Source organism: Pseudomonas sp. AC242 (assembly GCF_979258655.1).
The window spans coordinates 3,971,033-3,988,308 of record NZ_OZ409873.1 but is presented as its reverse complement, the minus strand read 5'-3'; the positions used below and the strand labels follow the sequence as shown (position 1 = coordinate 3,988,308).

The following is a 17,276-nucleotide window of genomic DNA, read 5'->3' as shown; positions in this document are numbered from 1 at the left end:
ATCCCACTTTAGCGCTGCCGGTGTTGGCCGGCATTGCTGTGGATCAGGCGCTGATCTTCGCTTGCGCCGCTAGCCGGTTGATCGCGCGCTCCAGTTCTTCCAGCGCAGCCACAGCCTTGGGGTCGTCCTGCTTGAGCAGGGTTTCGCTGCGCTGGCAGGCCGCGCGCAATTGCGGTACGCCGCAATAACGGGTGGCACCGTGCAGGCGATGGACGCGCTCGATCAATGCGTTCTGGTCGCGGTTTTCGCACGCCGCGCGGATGGCTTCGCGGTCGGCTTCCAGTGAGGCGAGCAACATGGCCAGCATGTCCGCCGCCAAGTCAGCCTTGCCGGCAGCCAGGCGCAAGCCTTCCTCGTGATCAAGCACCGGCAGTTCGTTATTGCCCGCCGCGCTGTCGCTGATCCGTTCCGGCCCTTGATTGCGCAAGGCCAGGCCGGTCCACTTCAGCACCACCTGCGCCAGTTGCCGCTCGCTGATCGGCTTGGTCAGGTAGTCATCCATGCCGCTTTGCAGCAGCGCGCGTTTTTCGTTGGCCATGGCGTGGGCGGTGAGGGCGACGATCGGCAGCGGCGTGCAATGTCGCTCGCTTTCCCACTGGCGAATGGTTTCGGTGCTCTGGCGGCCGTCCATGCCTGGCATCTGCACGTCCATCAACACCAGATCGAACGATTCGCTCTGCACCGCTTTGACCGCCGCGTAGCCGCTTTCCACCGCAAGTACCTTGGCGCCCATGTCTTCGAGCAGGGTTTGCACCAGCAGCAGGTTGGCCGGGTTGTCGTCGACACAGAGCACTTTCGGCGCGCGGCTCGACAGCGGTTCGCCTGGCTCATTGCGCGGCTGGCGCGGGTTGACCAGATCGGCCAGTGCTCGCCGCAATTTACGTGTGCAGGCCGGTTTCGCTTGCAGTTGGCTGTGCGGGTTCGGCACCGACAGATGGAACAGCGTCTGTTCGGTGGTCGGGCACAGCACCAGCACTTTGCAGCCGAGGTGTTCGAGGTCCCAGATGTGCTGATTCAAACGCTCGGGCAGCATGTCGTTGCTGGTGATGCCGATGACCGCCAGATCGATCGCCTGATCGGTCTGGTGCGCGCCGGTGACGCCGTTGGTCAAACTTTCGAGGGTGTTGAACGGCGTGACATCGAGGCCACAGTCTTCCAGTTGGTGCTGCAAGGCCTGACGTGCCAGTTCGTGATTTTCCAGCACCGCCACGCGGCGCCCGAGCAACGGCGCGGCCGGCAAATCTTCGGCGTCGTCACGGGTTTTCGGCAGGCTCAGGCTGATCCAGAATTCCGAGCCTTCGCCCGGCGTGCTGTCGACGCCGATTTCGCCGCCCATCTGTTCGATCAGGCGTTTGGAAATCACCAGCCCCAGACCGGTGCCACCCGGTTGCCGCGACAGCGAGTTGTCGGCCTGACTGAACGCCTGGAACAACGCGCGCACATCCTGATTCGACAGGCCGATGCCAGTGTCCTGGATGCTGATGCGCAGTTGCACGCTGTCTTCGTGTTCCTCTTCAAGCATCGCCCTGGCGACGATGGTGCCTTCGCGGGTGAACTTGATGGCGTTGCTGACCAGGTTGGTGAGGATCTGCTTCAGACGCAGCGGGTCACCGACCAGCGACAGCGGCGTGTCGCGATAGACCAGACTGACCAGCTCCAACTGCTTGGCGTGTGCGGCCGGGGCGAGGATGGTCAGGGTGTCCTGTAGCAGGTCGCGCAGGTTGAACGGAATGTGGTCGAGTACCAGTTTGCCGGCCTCGATTTTCGAGAAGTCGAGGATCTCGTTGATGATCCCCAGCAGGCTGTCGGCAGACTTTTCGATGGTGCCCAGATAATCGAGCTGGCGCGGGGTCAGTTCACTTTTCTGCAACAGGTGGGTGAAGCCGAGAATGCCATTGAGCGGCGTGCGGATCTCGTGGCTCATGTTGGCGAGGAATTCGGATTTGATCCGGCTGGCTTCCAGCGCTTCTTTGCGCGCCAGGTCCAGTTCGATGTTCTGGATCTCGATGGTTTCCAGATTCTGCCGGACGTCTTCGGTGGCCTGATCGACACTGTGCTGCAGTTCTTCGCGGGCGTTTTGCAGGGTGCCGGCCATGCGGTTGATGCCCGACGCCAGTTCGTCCAGCTCCTGACTGCCGAGCGGCGGCAAACGCGTTTCCAGATGGCCGTCCTTGAGTTGCGCGACGGCTTGCTTGATCTGGCTCAGCGGACGGTTGATGGTGCGGCCCATGCGTAACGCCAGCAATGCCGCGCCCGCCAGACCGGCGGCAATCAGCAACAGGCTGGCGAACAGGCTGCGATAACCGCGCAGCAGCATGCCGTTGTGCGACAGCTCCAATTCGACCCAGCCGAGCAGTCGGTCGGATTCGTCCGGGATCAGTTCACCGGCGAGGTTGCGGTGTTTGCCGAACACCGGCATCAGGTAACGCGTCGCGTCATTGCCGCTGCGCCGTTGCAAATGCGAGCTGTCGCCGCTCGGCGCCTGATTGAGCATGGTCGGCCCGGCATGGGCCAGCGGCGAGCGGTCCGGGGCGAGGAAGGTCACCGCGCGCACGTCCGGTTGTTCAAGAGACTGGGTGGCGATGCGTTCAAGCAGATCGCTATTGCCGTGCCCCATGGCGGGTGCCACCAGCGGCGCCAGTTGCTCGGCGATCATTTCGCCGCGTTGCATCAATTGGCTCTGCAAGTCGGACTGCTGCGTCCAGGTGAAATAACCACCCAGCACCAGCGCCATCAGGCTGGTCGGCAACAAGGTCAGCAACAACACGCGACCTTTGATTCCCAGTTTCTTGAGCACGCCTATCTCCTGCATCCCGCTGATCTGTTGACTCATGCGTGCATCCGGCACGCGGCATGGGCGCAGTGTAGCGATTTGCTCGCAGGCAATCTCCGGAAAAATGCTGTCAGGGTGGGTCAGGGCGCCGGTGCTCGTTTGTCAGAAAGGGCAGCCTTGTGTTGCCCGCTGTCCGACAATCTTGAATAATCGCGCTCAACTGAGAATTACTTGCAGATACTCATGACTCCTGTTTCCGCTGGCCAGCCACGCATTCTCTCCATCGAAGACGATCCGGTGCTCGGCGCCTATGTTCACGAACATCTGGGCCGCAGCGGCTTTCAGGTGACCTGGTGTCAGAACGGTCAGGAAGGCCTGAGCATCGCCAAACGCCAGCCGTTCGACGTGGTGCTGATGGATATCCTGTTGCCAGGCATGGACGGTTTGAATGTGTTGACGCAATTGCGCCAGAGCCATTCGACGCCGGTGCTGCTGATGTCGGCCCTCGGCGCCGAGGCGGATCGTATCAGTGGTTTCCGTCTGGGGGCCGACGACTATTTGCCCAAACCGTTCAGCATGGCCGAGTTGCATGTGCGCATCGAAGCGATCCTGCGCCGGGTTGCCCTGGATCGGCGCCCGGCCGCCCCCGCGGTGCCCGTGGCGGCCGGTACGCTGCGGTTCGACGACGAACAGTGCGATGTGTTTTTCCGCGAGCAAGCCGCCGGGCTGACCCGCAGCGAATACCGTTTGCTGGAAACCCTCAACCGCAATGACGAGGAAGTGCTGAGCAAAGCCTTCCTTTATCAGCACGTTTTGCAACGCGGCTACGCGGCCCACGACCGCAGTCTTGATATGCACATCAGCCAGATCCGCCGCAAACTGAAAGCCATCGGTTACACCGAGCGTGAAGTGCGGACTGTCTGGGGCAAGGGCTACGTATTGAGCGCCGCCGATGAAACGCTCTGAACTGCCGGGGCGGCATTCGCTGTTCTGGAAACTGGCGTTTCTGCTGGTGGCCTTCTGTCTGCTGATGATCTGGCTGAGCTGGTCGTGGGGGCGTTACATGGAGGAGCGCAACCAGTTCCTCTCCGACGAAGCGCGCGGCACGCTCACTCGTTATGCCGCGCAAGCGGAACAGGCGTGGCAGCATGGTGGACGCAGCGGTGTTGATGACTGGTTGCAGAGCATGGAATTGCGCGAAGCCAGTTGGGTCGGCGTGATCGGCGGCAATTTGCAGTCGCTGAGCAATGATCCGCTCAATGATCAGGAATTGCAGCGCCTGACCTTCCTGCGCGGTCTCGACTGGCCGATTCACAAACAGGGGCGGCCGTGGTTGCGCATTCCTTTCCCCAAAGAGCCGTCTGCCGGCAGCCTGGTGATCGAGTTGCCCGAACGATTTGTTCCGGGCAAGTACCGGGTGTTCTGGCGCGTTATCACTAACGGCGTGATTCCCGGGCTGTTCACGTTATTGCTGTGTGTCGGTCTGTACCGCTTGCTGGTCGTGCCGCTGAACAACCTGCGCGAACAGGCCAACGCCTGGCGCGCCGACCAGTTGAATGTACGGCTGTCGAGCGGCATCACCCAACGGCCGGACGAACTCGGCGAGCTGGCGCGGGCATTCGACTCGATGTCCGAACGCCTGCAATCGACCGTCGCCTTGCAACAGCAACTGCTGCGTGATCTGTCCCACGAATTGCGCACACCGTTGAGCCGCTTGCGGGTCGCCAGTGAAAGCGAACAAGGTCTGCTGCAACTGCGTGAGCGCATAGGTCGTGAAGTCGACGGTATGCAACGCTTGGTCGAAGACACCCTGCAACTGGCTTGGCTCGATACCGACCGCACGCCGCTGCCGGATGAAGCCATTCAAATTCAGGCCCTGTGGGAAATGCTCACCGACAATGCCTGTTATGAAAGCGGCTGGCCGAGTCTGCAATTGCAGTGTTCGGTCGAGGCCTCTTGCTGGGTGCGTGGCAACCTGAATACGCTGGCGCAGGCGTTGGAGAACATTTTGCGTAACGCGATTCGGCATTCGCCGCCGAGCGGGATCGTGCGTCTTGATGGACGGCGCGATGGTGATTACTGGCATCTGTGGCTGGAAGATCAGGGCGGCGGCGTAGCGGAAGGGGATCTGCAACGGATCTTTTCACCGTTCACCCGCCTCGACGGCTCGCGGCCCGGGGACGGTGGATTTGGCTTGGGGCTGAGCATCGCGCGCAATGCCGTGCAGCGTCAGGGCGGAAGTATTTGGGCGGAGAACAGCGGGGCGGGGTTGCGGTTGAATTTGCGGTTGGTCGCTGAGGGTGATTTCGCGCCGCCTGACGCCTTCGCGAGCAGGCTCGCTCCCACATTGGAACTCGGTTCGCCGCAGATCGTGTGATCAACAGTTAATAGTGTCATCACTGCTGACACTATTCTGCGAATGACACTACTCCCTGTGGGAGCGAGCCTGCTCGCGAAGAGTCTCTGCGCATCACCACCAATGAAAATGGCTCAACACAAAAGTCGCACCACTGGTGCGACTTTTATCGCTTACTCCCATCCCATAGGGAGTGTGTTTTACCCGCAGATTGTTTGAGCAATACAAGACAGTGTCAGCACTGCTGACATTATTAATAGAGCAACACGGGTCACTGTGGGAGCTGGCTTGCCAGCGATGAGGCCATTTGCATCACCGCAAACAAAGATGACCCAGCGTAAAAGTCTCACCAGTGGTGAGACTATTGCTGCTTATTCCCATAAACCATAAGCACCGCACTTTGCGTGATATGGCCTGCGCGGGTTTGCCGGTATGATAGGCGCCCCCGCACGTCTGGATTGCGAATACGCCATGACCTTGCAGTACCCAACCATCGCCGATTGCGTCGGCAACACGCCGCTGGTGCGTTTGCAGCGCCTGCCCGGTGCTACCAGCAACACCCTATTGCTCAAGCTCGAAGGGAATAACCCGGCGGGTTCGGTCAAGGACCGTCCGGCGTTGTCGATGATCACTCGCGCCGAGTTGCGCGGGCAGATTCATGCCGGTGATACGCTGATCGAAGCGACCTCGGGTAACACCGGGATCGCGCTGGCCATGGCGGCCGCGATCAAGGGTTACAAAATGATCCTGATCATGCCGGACAACTCCAGCGCCGAACGTAAAGCGGCAATGACCGCGTACGGTGCCGAGCTGATTCTGGTCAGCCAGGAAGAAGGCATGGAAGGCGCCCGCGACCTCGCCCAGCGTATGGAAGCCGAAGGCCGTGGCAAGGTGCTCGATCAGTTCGCCAATGGCGACAATCCTGAAGCGCATTACACCACCACAGGTCCGGAAATCTGGCGTCAGACCCAGGGCACCATCACCCATTTCGTCAGCTCGATGGGCACCACCGGCACCATCATGGGCGTGTCGCGCTACTTGAAAGAGCAGAGCGACAAGGTGCAGATCGTCGGACTGCAACCGATGGAAGGCTCGGCCATTCCGGGCATCCGTCGCTGGCCGCAGGAATACCTGCCGAAGATCTATCAGGCCGATCGCGTTGACCGTATCGTCGACATGGCGCAAAGCGAAGCCGAGGACGTCACCCGGCGTCTGGCCCGCGAAGAAGGCATCTTCTGCGGCGTGTCCTCGGGCGGTGCGGTGGCAGCGATGCTGCGCCTGTCCAAAGAAGTTGAAAACGCGGTGATCGTCGCGATCATCTGCGACCGTGGCGACCGTTACCTGTCGACCGGCATTTTCGACGCGCCCAACTGATGGCCAAGCACGAGAGAGGCCTGCGCTTCCAGCCCACGGGCGGCAGCAAGGCCGCGCAAATCCCGACCGGTAAAAAGCAGCGCTTGAGCATCGAGCGCCTGGCCAATGACGGTCGCGGCATCGCGTTTTTCGAAGGCAAGACCTGGTTCGTCCTCGGCGCCCTTGCCGGTGAAGAGGTCGAAGCGCGGGTGCTCGGCGCCCACGGCAAAGTGGTCGAAGCGCGCACCGAACGCGTGTTCAAGGCCAGCGAGCTGCGCCGCCCGGCACCCTGCCAGCACGCCGGCCGTTGCGGCGGTTGCAGCGTCCAGCATTTGCCTCACAACGAACAGCTTGCCCTGAAACAGCGCATGCTCGCCGAGCAATTGTCGCGTGTCGCCGGTGTCGAACCTGAAGAATGGGCAGCACCGCTGACCGGACCTGAATTCGGCTATCGCCGTCGCGCCCGCATCGCCGTGCGCTGGGACATGAAGGCGAAGAAACTCGAAGTCGGTTTCCGCGCCGCCGGCAGTCAGGACATCGTCGCGATCAGCGAATGTCCGGTGCTGGTACAGCCCTTGCAACCGATCATGACCCGTTTGCCGGAGATGCTTCGTCGTTTGAGCAAACCGCAGGCGCTGGGGCATGTCGAGTTGTTCAGTGGCTCGTCACTGGCGGTGTTGCTGCGGCACATGGCGCCGTTGTCCGAAGCGGATCTGACCATCCTCAAGGACTTCTGCCAATTCCATGAAGCGCAGTTGTGGCTGCATGGCGAAGGCGAGCCGCAACCGGTCGATGCGACCCAGTCGCTGGGCTATCGCCTGGAACAGTGGGATCTGGATCTGGCTTACCGGCCGGGCGACTTCGTCCAGGTCAACGCTGGCGTCAACGAAGCGATGGTGGCGCAAGCGCTGGACTGGCTGAAACCGGGTTGCGATGAACGTGTGCTGGATCTGTTCTGCGGCTTGGGCAACTTCGCTTTGCCGCTGGCCAAAGCCGTGCGCGAAGTGGTGGCAGTCGAAGGTGTGCAGACCATGGTTGATCGCGCCGAAGCCAACGCCGCTAGTAACAATTTGCATAACACAAAGTTTTTTCAAGCCGATTTATCCCAGCCTTTGACCGATGCCCAGTGGATCGGAAACGGCTTTTCTGCGGTACTCTTGGACCCACCGCGTGACGGTGCTTTCGAGGTGGTTCGCAAGCTGGCGACCCTGGGTGCCAAACGGTTGGTGTATGTGTCGTGCAACCCTGCAACTCTGGCGCGCGACACGGTCGAATTGATCAAGCAGGGCTACCGGTTAAAACGTGCCGGGATTCTCGATATGTTTCCTCAGACGGCACATGTCGAGGCCATGGCGTTATTTGAAGCGAGCCAGGATGGCTCGTCTGAATCCGTCTGACCTGTCCGCGCAGCGCTCGCTTTAGCCCCGCGAGCGCGAATGGGCACTGAAGGTCAGCGATTTGACGCATTGAATCTGCGTCGTAGGGAAGGTAAAGCAACATGGTACAGGTGAGAGCACACCAGCCGATCAACACTGACGGCAGTATCAATCTCGAGGCTTGGCTCGATCACGCGGTCAGTGTCGATCTGGCACTGGATCGCGAAGCCTTGAAAGAAGCCTGCGAGTTCGCTCGCGAGGCCGAACAACAGTCCAATGCCAAGAAGAATCTGTGGGCCGAAGGCTCCGGTAGTTTCAGTACCGGCCTGGAAATCGCCGAGATTCTCGCCGACCTCAAGCTCGATCAGGATTCGCTGGTCGCGGCGGTCCTGTATCGCGGCGTGCGCGAAGGCCAGATCGAACTCGCGGCCGTCGGCCAGCGCTTCGGCCCGGTGGTGGCCAAACTGATCGACGGCGTGCAGCGCATGGCCGCTATCAGCGCCAGCCTCAGTCCGCGTCAGTCGATGGTCATGGGCACGCAGGGGCAGGTGGAAAACCTGCGCAAGATGCTCGTGGCGATGGTCGACGATGTCCGTGTTGCGCTGATCAAACTGGCCGAACGAACCTGCGCCATTCGCGCGGTGAAAACCGCCGACGATGAAAAACGTAACCGTGTCGCCCGCGAAGTGTTCGATATCTATGCGCCGCTCGCGCACCGCCTCGGCATCGGTCATATCAAATGGGAACTGGAGGACTTGTCCTTCCGCTATCTCGAACCTGATCAATACAAACAGATTGCCAAGTTGCTCCACGAGCGACGGCTTGATCGCGAGCGTTTCATCGCCGACGTGATGACCCAGCTCAAGGATGAATTGCAGGCCACCGGCGTCGATGCCGACATCAGCGGCCGGGCCAAACACATCTATTCGATCTGGCGCAAAATGCAGCGCAAGGGTCTGGAATTCAGCCAGATCTACGACGTGCGCGCGGTGCGCGTGCTGGTCCCGGAAATGCGCGACTGCTACACCGCGCTGGGTATCGTCCACACCTTGTGGCGGCACATCCCGAAAGAGTTCGACGACTATATCGCCAACCCGAAAGAGAACGGCTACCGCTCGTTGCACACGGCGGTGATCGGCCCTGAGGGTAAAGTGCTTGAGGTGCAGATCCGTACGCATTCGATGCACGAAGAAGCCGAACTCGGCGTCTGCGCGCACTGGCGTTACAAAGGCACCGACGTCAAATCCGGCTCGAACCATTACGAAGAGAAAATCTCCTGGCTGCGTCAGGTCCTCGAGTGGCATGAAGAACTGGGTGACATCGGTGGCCTGGCCGAACAGCTGCGCGTCGACATCGAGCCGGACCGAGTCTACATCTTCACCCCCGACGGTCACGCCATCGACTTGCCAAAAGGCGCGACGCCGCTGGACTTCGCTTACCGCGTGCACACCGAAATAGGCCACAACTGCCGTGGCGCGAAGATCAACGGGCGCATCGTGCCGCTCAACTACAGCCTGCAGACCGGTGAGCAGGTCGAGATCATCACCAGCAAGCACGGTACGCCGAGCCGCGACTGGCTGAACTCCAACCTCGGGTACGTCACCACCTCGCGGGCGCGGGCGAAGATCGTTCACTGGTTCAAGCTACAGGCGCGCGACCAGAACGTTGCCGCCGGTAAAACCCTGATCGAACGCGAACTGACGCGCCTCGGTCTGCCTGCGGTGGACTTCGACAAGCTGGCCGACAAGGCCAACATGAAAACTGCCGAAGACATGTTCGCCGCCCTCGGTGCCGGCGACCTGCGTCTGGCGCAACTGGTCAACCTGGCGCAGCAACTGGTCGAGCCGGAACGCGGTAACGAACAGCTGGAACTGATTCCGCGCAAAGCCACCGGCTACAAACCGGGCAAACGCGGCGACATTCAGATCCAGGGCGTCGGCAACCTGATGACGCAGATGGCCGGCTGCTGCCAGCCACTGCCGGGCGACGCGATCGTCGGTTACATCACCCAGGGCCGTGGCGTGAGCATTCACCGTCAGGACTGCGCCTCGGTGCTGCAACTGGGCGGGCGCGAGCCGGAGCGGATCATTCAGGTCAGCTGGGGCCCGGTGCCGGTGCTCACCTACCCGGTGGACATCGTCATTCGTGCCTACGACCGTTCCGGTCTGCTGCGTGACGTCTCGCAGGTGCTGCTCAACGAGCGGATCAACGTGCTCGCGGTCAATACCCGCTCGAACAAGGAAGACAACACCGCGCTGATGTCCCTGACGATCGAGATCCCGGGGCTGGATGCGCTGGGGCGCTTGCTCGGGCGCATATCGCAGTTGCCGAACATCATCGAAACGCGGCGTAACCGCACTCCGTGAAGATGGCTTCGATTGATCGTTCCCACGCTCTGCGTGGGAATGCCTCTAGGGACGCTCTGCGTCCAGTGACGCGGAGCGTCACGGGCTGCATTCCCACGCCGTGGGAACGATCAAGATCGCAGAAAGAGTTGAGTGAGAGTTTGTATGTACAGCCTTGAAGACCTGCTCCACCTCATGAACCGTCTGCGCGATCCTCAGTACGGTTGCCCGTGGGACATCAAGCAAACCTACGCGACCATCGTTCCGCACACCCTCGAAGAAGCCTACGAAGTGGCCGATGCCATCGAACGTGGCGACTTCGATCATTTGCAGGGCGAGTTGGGCGATCTGCTGTTCCAGGTGGTGTATTACAGCCAGTTGGCCAAGGAAGAAGGGCGCTTCGAATTTGCCGGGGTGATCGACAGCATCACCCGCAAGCTGATTCGTCGTCATCCTCATGTCTTTCCAACGGGCGATCTGTATGCACCGCTCGACGTGCCGCGCTTGAGCGAGGAACAGGTCAAACAGCGCTGGGAAGAGATCAAGGCAGAGGAGCGTGCGGAGAAATCTGCCGCGCCCGAGCAACTGTCATTGCTTGATGATGTGCCGGCCACGTTGCCGGCATTGTCGCGTTCGGCAAAGTTGCAGAAGCGCGCAGGGCAGGTCGGTTTCGACTGGTCGGACGCCTTGCCGGTGCTCGACAAGGTGCGCGAAGAACTCGACGAAGTCCTCGAAGCCATGTCCGAAAACGATCCCGTCGCCGTGGCTGACGAGATCGGCGACTTGCTGTTTTCCGTGGTCAACCTGGCCCGGCACTTGAAGGTTGACCCGGAAACCGCGCTGCGTGGCGCCAACGGCAAGTTCGAAAGACGTTTCCGATTTATCGAACAGGCATTGCGCGACACCCATCGTCCCATAGAAGATTGCACCCTCGAAGAGTTGGACGCCCTGTGGGGTGAAGCCAAACGTCAGGAAAAGAATTTGCCCGGCTGCGGCTGAGCCACTGCCCAAGTGAGTAAGCACCATGAGTATTTCCCTTCGCGACCAGTTGCTCAAAGCAGGATTGGTCAATCAAAAGCAGGCCAAACAGGTCAGCAAAGACAAGCAGAAGCAGCAGCGCCTGGCGCACAAAGGCCAGATCGAACTGGATGACTCGCAGCAGCGCGCGGCTCAGGAAGCCATGGCCGAGAAGGTCAAGCGTGACCAGGAGTTGAACCGCCAGCAGAAAGAGAAAGCCGAGGCCAAGGCGCGTGCAGCGCAGGTCAAGCAACTGATCGAAGTCTCGCGTCTGCCGAAGCTGACCACCGAGGATTACTACAACTTCGTCGACGACAAGAAGGTCAAGCGCATCTCGGTCAACACGCTGATGCGCAACAAGCTCAGCAGCGGTTCGCTGGCGATCGTGCACCATGCCGGCGGCTACGAAGTCATCCCGCGTGAAGCGGCCCTGAAGATCCAGGAGCGCGATCCGCAGCGTATCGTCCAGCTCAACGTGCAGACTGAAGAGGTCAGCACCGAGGACGATCCTTACGCGGCGTATCAGATCCCTGATGATCTGATGTGGTAAATCGATAAAGCTGTAACAACGACAAACCCCGCTCATGGCGGGGTTTGTCGTTTTCAATGCTGTGGTTGAATCAGGCGGATTTCAGATCCCGCTGCTGTTCTTGCACTTCCAGTTCGGCCTTGTAGTTGTGGGCATCGATCTCGTTGTGGAACATGCCGACCAGCAAGTCTTGTTGATGCACATCCCAGATGCGGATACCGGCGGCTACGCCTTCGTGGGACATGTGTGAATCGTCGCGTTCAGTTACTTTTACAGTCATCTGCTAGCTCCAAATCTCAAGTTATCTGCAGCAAGGCGTGTGCAGGACTCTGTTATAGAATTTGTTAGCCTGCTAAGTAAACGGCTGATTTGTGCAAGGTGTTGTTGCGTTTTTTGCAACAGTGCTGCAGTCCGCGTAATCCGCGACATTCGGTCGCAGGGCGGTAAGTTTCATGACAGAAGTTTCATTTTCAGAACGCTCTGGATCCCTGTCTTTTGATCGTTCCCACGCTCCGCGTGGGGAATGCCTCTGAGGACGCTCCGCGTCCAGTGACGCGGAGCGTCACGGCTGCATTCCCACGCAGAGCGTGGGAGCGATCAACAACACGGACCGGTAGTGTCCCGGCTATTTTCTGCAGGCGAAAAAAAACGCCCCGAACCAGTCGGGGCGTTTTTGTGTGTGGCTCAAGCGGGGGGAATTACTTGCCTTCCCAGCGCTTCAGTACCAGCGTGGCGTTGGTGCCGCCGAAGCCGAAGCTGTTGCTCATCACGGTGTTGATGGTGGCGTTCTCGCGGGTCTTGGTCAGCACCGGCAGATCGGCCACTTCAGGGTCCAGCTCGTCGATGTTGGCGGAACCGGCAATGAAGTTGCCTTCCATCATCAGCATGCAGTAGATCGCTTCGTGAACGCCGGCAGCGCCCAGGGAGTGACCGGACAGGCTCTTGGTGGAGCTGATCGCAGGCGCCTTGTCGCCGAACACTTCACGCACACCTTTCATTTCCGCGACGTCGCCGACCGGAGTCGAAGTGCCGTGGGTGTTGAGGTAGTCGATCGGGGTATCAACGGTGGACATCGCCATCTGCATGCAGCGGATCGCGCCTTCGCCACTTGGGGCAACCATGTCGTAGCCGTCGGACGTGGCGCCGTAGCCAACGATTTCCGCGTAGATCTTGGCGCCACGGGCCAGAGCGTGTTCCAGCTCTTCAACCACGACCATGCCGCCACCGCCAGCGATGACGAAACCGTCACGGTCAGCGTCGTAGGCACGGGAAGCCTGTTCCGGGGTGTCGTTACGCTTGCTGGACAGCGCGCCCATGGCGTCGAACAGGAACGATTGGCTCCAGTGCTCTTCTTCACCGCCACCGGCGAAGACGATGTCCTGCTTGCCCATCTGGATCTGTTCCATGGCCGTACCGATGCAGTGAGCACTGGTGGCGCAGGCAGAAGCGATGGAGTAGTTCAGGCCCTTGATCTTGAATGGCGTGGCCAGGCAAGCGGAAACGGTGCTGCTCATGGTCCGCGTTACACGGTATGGGCCAACGCGTTTCACGCCTTTCTCGCGCAGGATGTCCAGCGCTTCCATCTGGTTCAGCGTGGAAGCACCACCGGAACCAGCGATCAGGCCGGTACGCGGGTTGGACACTTGCTCTTCGGTCAGGCCGGAGTCAGCGATAGCGTCTTTCATGGCCAGGTAAGCGTAAGCCGCTGCGTGGCCGACGAAGCGATAGATCTTGCGATCGATCAGCTCTTCAAGGTTGAGGTCGATGGAGCCGGAAACCTGGCTACGCAGACCCATTTCGGCATATTCCGGGTTGAACCGGATGCCAGGGCGGCTTGCACGCAGGTTAGCGGAGACGGTCTCTTTGTCATTGCCCAGGCACGAAACAATGCCCAGACCAGTGATAACGACGCGGCGCATGCGAATAACCCTTAGAAGTTGTCAGTGGAGGTGAACACGCCGACGCGAAGGCCTTCGGCGGTGTAGATTTCGCGACCGTCGACAGTCACCGAACCATCGGCGATGGCCAGGTTCAGCTTGCCCTTGAGGACGCGTTTGATATGAATGTTGTAGGTGACTTTCTTGGCGGTCGGCAGCACTTGACCGAAGAATTTCACTTCGCCCGAACCCAGCGCACGGCCACGGCCCGGCAGACCTTGCCAGCCCAGGAAGAAACCGACCAGTTGCCACATGGCGTCCAGACCCAGGCAGCCCGGCATCACCGGATCACCTTCGAAATGGCACGCGAAGAACCACAGGTCAGGGTTGATATCCAGCTCGGCGACCAATTCACCTTTGCCGTACTTGCCACCTTCTTCGCTGATCAGGGTGATGCGATCGACCATCAGCATGTTCGGGGCGGGCAGTTGCGCGTTACCTGGGCCGAACAGCTCACCGCGACTGCAGCGCAGCAGATCTTCCCGAGTAAAGGCGTTTTGTTTGGTCATGCGAGCTCCTCAATAATCCCATGCGGCAGGTGGGGCAAATCTTCCCGACCGTTCGAAGCGTTCATGCCTCGAACCGGCAGCCTACTCATAGACTATTGCGTTGTGGTGAAAGTCACAGCACCAAGGACATGAATGTACACTTGTGCACTGAAATTTTTATTCAAGCCCCTTTTGAGGCTCGTTCGGGTGCCTAAGACTGCCGCACTTTCGCTTTTCATGCCAGTCGCAGATGGTCGAAAGGCCCACACTACGACACCCAGCGCTGCAGAATCTGCTGCAGATCATTACGTTTGAACGGCTTCGCCAAATAATCGTTCATGCCCGCCGACAGACAGGTTTCGCGGTCACCCTGCAAGGCGTTGGCCGTCAGGGCGATGATCGGCACATCGCTGCGACCCGGCAGAAGACGGATCTGCCGTGTCGCTTCGTAGCCATCGATAATCGGCAAGCGGCAATCCATCAGAATCACTTCGAAGTCGCTGCCCTCGGCGCTGCGCACCGCTTGTGCGCCATCGCTGGCAACACTGACAGTAAAGCCCAGACTGCGCAGCATCGCTTCAATCACGGTCTGATTCACCGGGTTGTCTTCGACCAGCAAGACATTGCGCCCTTCGCCATGGCCCTTGCCGTTCAGTGCTCGAGGCGCGGTCAGTGCCGGCAGCGCCTGCTTATACAGGGCCAGCGGAATTTCCAGGGTGAACACCGAGCCACGACCTTCTTCGCTCTGCGCGCGCAAGGTGCCACCCATGCGTTCGGCCAGTGTACGGGCGATCGGCAAACCGAGACCGGTGCCGCCGTAACGCCGCGAAATCGAGCTGTCGGCCTGCTGAAAGGCGTTGAACATCAGCTCCAGGCTTTCTGACGAAATACCGATGCCGCTGTCGCGCACCGAGCAGGTGAACCACAACAATTCGTGATCCAGCGACTGCCACTGCGCCTCGATGCTGACGCGACCCTGCTCGGTAAACTTCAGCGCATTGCCGACGAGGTTGACCAGAATCTGCCGGATCCGCGTCGGATCGCCCTGCACCTGCAAACCGCGCATGTCGTCCGGGATGCGCAGATTCAAAGCCAGGCCGCGTTGCACTGCGCTGTGCTGGAACGACTGCGCGCAGGCGCCGATCAGTTCAGCGAGGTTGAACGGGATGTGCTCCAGTTCCAGCTCGGAACGTTCGATGCGCGAGAAGTCGAGAATATCGTTGATGACTTTCAGCAGGTGTTCGGTGGACTCCGAGGCGAGGGCGGCGTACTCGACCTGCTCCTCGGTCATCTCGGTGGTTTCCAGCAATTGCAGCATGCCCAGCACACCGTTCATGGGGGTGCGCAGTTCATGGCTCATCATCGCCAGAAAGTCGGACTTGGCGTTGTTGGCCTTTTCCGCTTCCTCGCGGGTCTGGATCAGTTGCGCCATGGCTTGATGTTGCTCACGGCTGGCTTGTTCCAGCGCCTGGGCGAGGTTGTTGATGTGCTGCGACAGCGCGCCGAGTTCGGTGTCATCGACGATCGGCAGCGGCGTTTTGTAGTCGCCGTCCTGAATGGCCTTCACCGCGTCACCGATATCGCGGATCGGCTGCGACAAGCTGCCGGCCAGGCGCCGCGCCAACACAAACGTGAAGAGCAGGGCGAACAGCGCGAGGATTGCGGCCTTGAACAGGATTTCCTGCTGGCGCTGACTGAAGGCATCGTTGGACAGACCGACGATCACCCGGCCCAGATAATCTTCGCTGGCCCCGCTATTGCTGACCTTGCCGTCCTGGAAGAAATCGTTGTGCAGGGCGATGCGTTGCAGGCGCACCGGTGCCTGAAATACTTCGACCTGATGCGGTCGACCGTGCGCCGCCGCGGGTTGTTCGACGTAGACCAGAATCCGGTTGGCGCTGTCCTGCACTTCAAGAAAACGCACATTGGGCGTGGCCAGTGTGGCCTTGAGCAGGCTTTCCAGCACTTCGTTGTTGCCGGAAATCACCCCGTATTCGGTGGCGGGTGCCAGTTGGTTGGCGATCAGTTGGCCGGTGTGGTTCAACTCCTGACGCAAATCCTGAATGCGCACGAAGGTGAAAAAACTGATCAACAGCAGGGTCAGCAACAACGCCGGGCCCAGGCTGATCAGCTGGGTGCGGGTATTGATGTCCCAACGGCGACGGAAACTCATGGGCGGTGTTCTCCTTCAGCCAGCGCGCTGGCGACAGACGCTTCATTCAACGGTTCGATACCCAGTGAACGAGCGACCTGCGCATTACTTGAGACTTTGAAACGTGCGGGGTAGAGGGTTCGCGGCCAAGTGGCCGGCGGTTGGTCGAGCAATTGATCGAGCATCGCCAGCCAGTCGTTCTGATCGCTGTACGTACTGGCCAGGCTGCCGGCGCGAACGAACGCGACGTTGGGGCCGACCAGTGCGACTTGCCGTGAGTAACTGCTGAGCAGCAGGTTTTTCGCGGTTTTCGGGTTGTACAGATCGGGGTCGTCGAGCCCGAGCAGCACGTCGCTGTTTTTCAGCACGGTTTGCAGCGGGCGGCTGTCGTGGGTGTTGTCCCAGCGCTGGCTGACGACTTGCAGGTTCAGCGGCGCGGCGGCGAGATTCAGTTCCTTGAGGAGGAATTCACTGTGCTGATCGAACAGCACGCCGATCCGCCGGGCCTGGGGCAAAATGCGCCGGATCAACTGCAACTGTCGGCTCAGCGGCGGATCACTCCAGAGCAAACTCAGATGCGCCGGTTGCGCGTTGCCCAGGCGCTGGCGAGCTTGCAGGCGACTGATGCGCAGCACCAGTGTCGCCGGGCCTTGTGGTTCTTGCAGACGCCAGTCGAGACTCGGCAGGTCGAGCAGAATCAGGCGCAGGCTGGCGGGCAGTTTTCCCGGTGCCGGCAGACTGGCCAGTGGCTGGAAACGCACGTTGTCGGTCGGGCGCAATTCGCTGAGTGCCTGCACGAACGCTTGCACGCCAGGACTTTCCTCGGCGCCGGTCAACAGAATATCGGCCGCCTGCACTGCCACGCCATGCAGCCATGCGGTCAGAAACAGACACACCCCGGCCAGCCAGTGGCCAAAGGTTGGCAGCTTCCGTGACGGCCCGTAGTGCAT

13 protein-coding genes are annotated in these 17,276 nt (G+C 60.4%); 7 read left to right on the top strand and 6 right to left on the bottom strand.

All coding sequences use genetic code 11. From position 1 onward, the window contains the following. Positions 1–43: 43 nt before the first annotated feature. Positions 44–2,797, bottom strand: coding sequence for a response regulator (locus ACZZ0A_RS17880; RefSeq protein WP_042705046.1), 2,754 nt, complete (start codon positions 2,795–2,797; stop codon positions 44–46). 219 nt (positions 2,798–3,016) lie between these two features. Between ACZZ0A_RS17880 and ACZZ0A_RS17875 the strand changes: the two genes are divergently transcribed. The 7 genes from ACZZ0A_RS17875 to ACZZ0A_RS17845 all read left to right on the top strand — a co-directional run bounded on the left by ACZZ0A_RS17875 (position 3,017) and on the right by ACZZ0A_RS17845 (position 11,770). Further along, complete coding sequence (locus ACZZ0A_RS17875; RefSeq protein ID WP_414894745.1) at positions 3,017–3,739, top strand: response regulator transcription factor; 723 nt, start codon at positions 3,017–3,019, stop codon at positions 3,737–3,739. After that, positions 3,726–5,150 carry a histidine kinase sensor domain-containing protein gene (locus ACZZ0A_RS17870; protein WP_463543529.1) on the top strand — a complete coding sequence of 475 codons (1,425 nt, stop codon included), beginning with the start codon at positions 3,726–3,728 and terminating at the stop codon, positions 5,148–5,150. The genes ACZZ0A_RS17875 and ACZZ0A_RS17870 overlap by 14 nt, the downstream gene beginning before the upstream one ends. Before the next feature lie 450 nt (positions 5,151–5,600). Further along, positions 5,601–6,503, top strand: coding sequence for a cysteine synthase CysM (gene cysM, locus ACZZ0A_RS17865; protein WP_042705044.1), 903 nt, complete (start codon positions 5,601–5,603; stop codon positions 6,501–6,503). Beyond that, complete coding sequence (gene rlmD / locus ACZZ0A_RS17860) at positions 6,503–7,879, top strand: 23S rRNA (uracil(1939)-C(5))-methyltransferase RlmD (RefSeq protein WP_095114427.1); 1,377 nt, start codon at positions 6,503–6,505, stop codon at positions 7,877–7,879. Before cysM ends, rlmD begins: the two co-directional genes overlap by 1 nt. Before the next feature lie 101 nt (positions 7,880–7,980). Then, positions 7,981–10,224 carry a GTP diphosphokinase gene (gene relA, locus ACZZ0A_RS17855; RefSeq protein WP_007917476.1) on the top strand — a complete coding sequence of 748 codons (2,244 nt, stop codon included), beginning with the start codon at positions 7,981–7,983 and terminating at the stop codon, positions 10,222–10,224. A gap of 144 nt (positions 10,225–10,368) precedes the next feature. Next, entirely contained in the window at positions 10,369–11,202 is an 834-nt protein-coding gene (gene mazG, locus ACZZ0A_RS17850; RefSeq protein WP_463543528.1) for a nucleoside triphosphate pyrophosphohydrolase, read from the top strand. 25 nt (positions 11,203–11,227) lie between these two features. After that, the gene (locus tag ACZZ0A_RS17845) at positions 11,228–11,770 is read left to right on the top strand and encodes a DUF2058 domain-containing protein (RefSeq protein WP_016987455.1); all 543 of its coding nucleotides are present in this window, start codon (positions 11,228–11,230) and stop codon (positions 11,768–11,770) included. Between the two features lie 70 nt (positions 11,771–11,840). Here ACZZ0A_RS17845 and ACZZ0A_RS17840 read toward each other — a convergent pair whose 3' ends face one another. The 5 genes from ACZZ0A_RS17840 to ACZZ0A_RS17820 form a co-directional block, all read right to left on the bottom strand. Then, on the bottom strand, positions 11,841–12,029 hold the full coding sequence (locus ACZZ0A_RS17840) for a hypothetical protein (RefSeq protein WP_007917473.1): 189 nt from the start codon (positions 12,027–12,029) through the stop codon (positions 11,841–11,843). Between the two features lie 418 nt (positions 12,030–12,447). Then, positions 12,448–13,668 (bottom strand): beta-ketoacyl-ACP synthase I, encoded by a 1,221-nt coding sequence (fabB, locus tag ACZZ0A_RS17835; RefSeq protein ID WP_003227152.1) that lies wholly within the window; start codon positions 13,666–13,668, stop codon positions 12,448–12,450. Between the two features lie 11 nt (positions 13,669–13,679). Continuing rightward, positions 13,680–14,195 carry a 3-hydroxyacyl-[acyl-carrier-protein] dehydratase FabA gene (fabA, locus tag ACZZ0A_RS17830; RefSeq protein WP_003227150.1) on the bottom strand — a complete coding sequence of 172 codons (516 nt, stop codon included), beginning with the start codon at positions 14,193–14,195 and terminating at the stop codon, positions 13,680–13,682. Positions 14,196–14,442: 247 nt separating this feature from the next. After that, entirely contained in the window at positions 14,443–16,347 is a 1,905-nt protein-coding gene (locus tag ACZZ0A_RS17825) for an ATP-binding protein (protein ID WP_007917472.1), read from the bottom strand. Then, positions 16,344–17,276 carry an ABC transporter substrate-binding protein gene (locus ACZZ0A_RS17820; protein WP_007917470.1) on the bottom strand — a complete coding sequence of 311 codons (933 nt, stop codon included), beginning with the start codon at positions 17,274–17,276 and terminating at the stop codon, positions 16,344–16,346. Before ACZZ0A_RS17820 ends, ACZZ0A_RS17825 begins: the two co-directional genes overlap by 4 nt.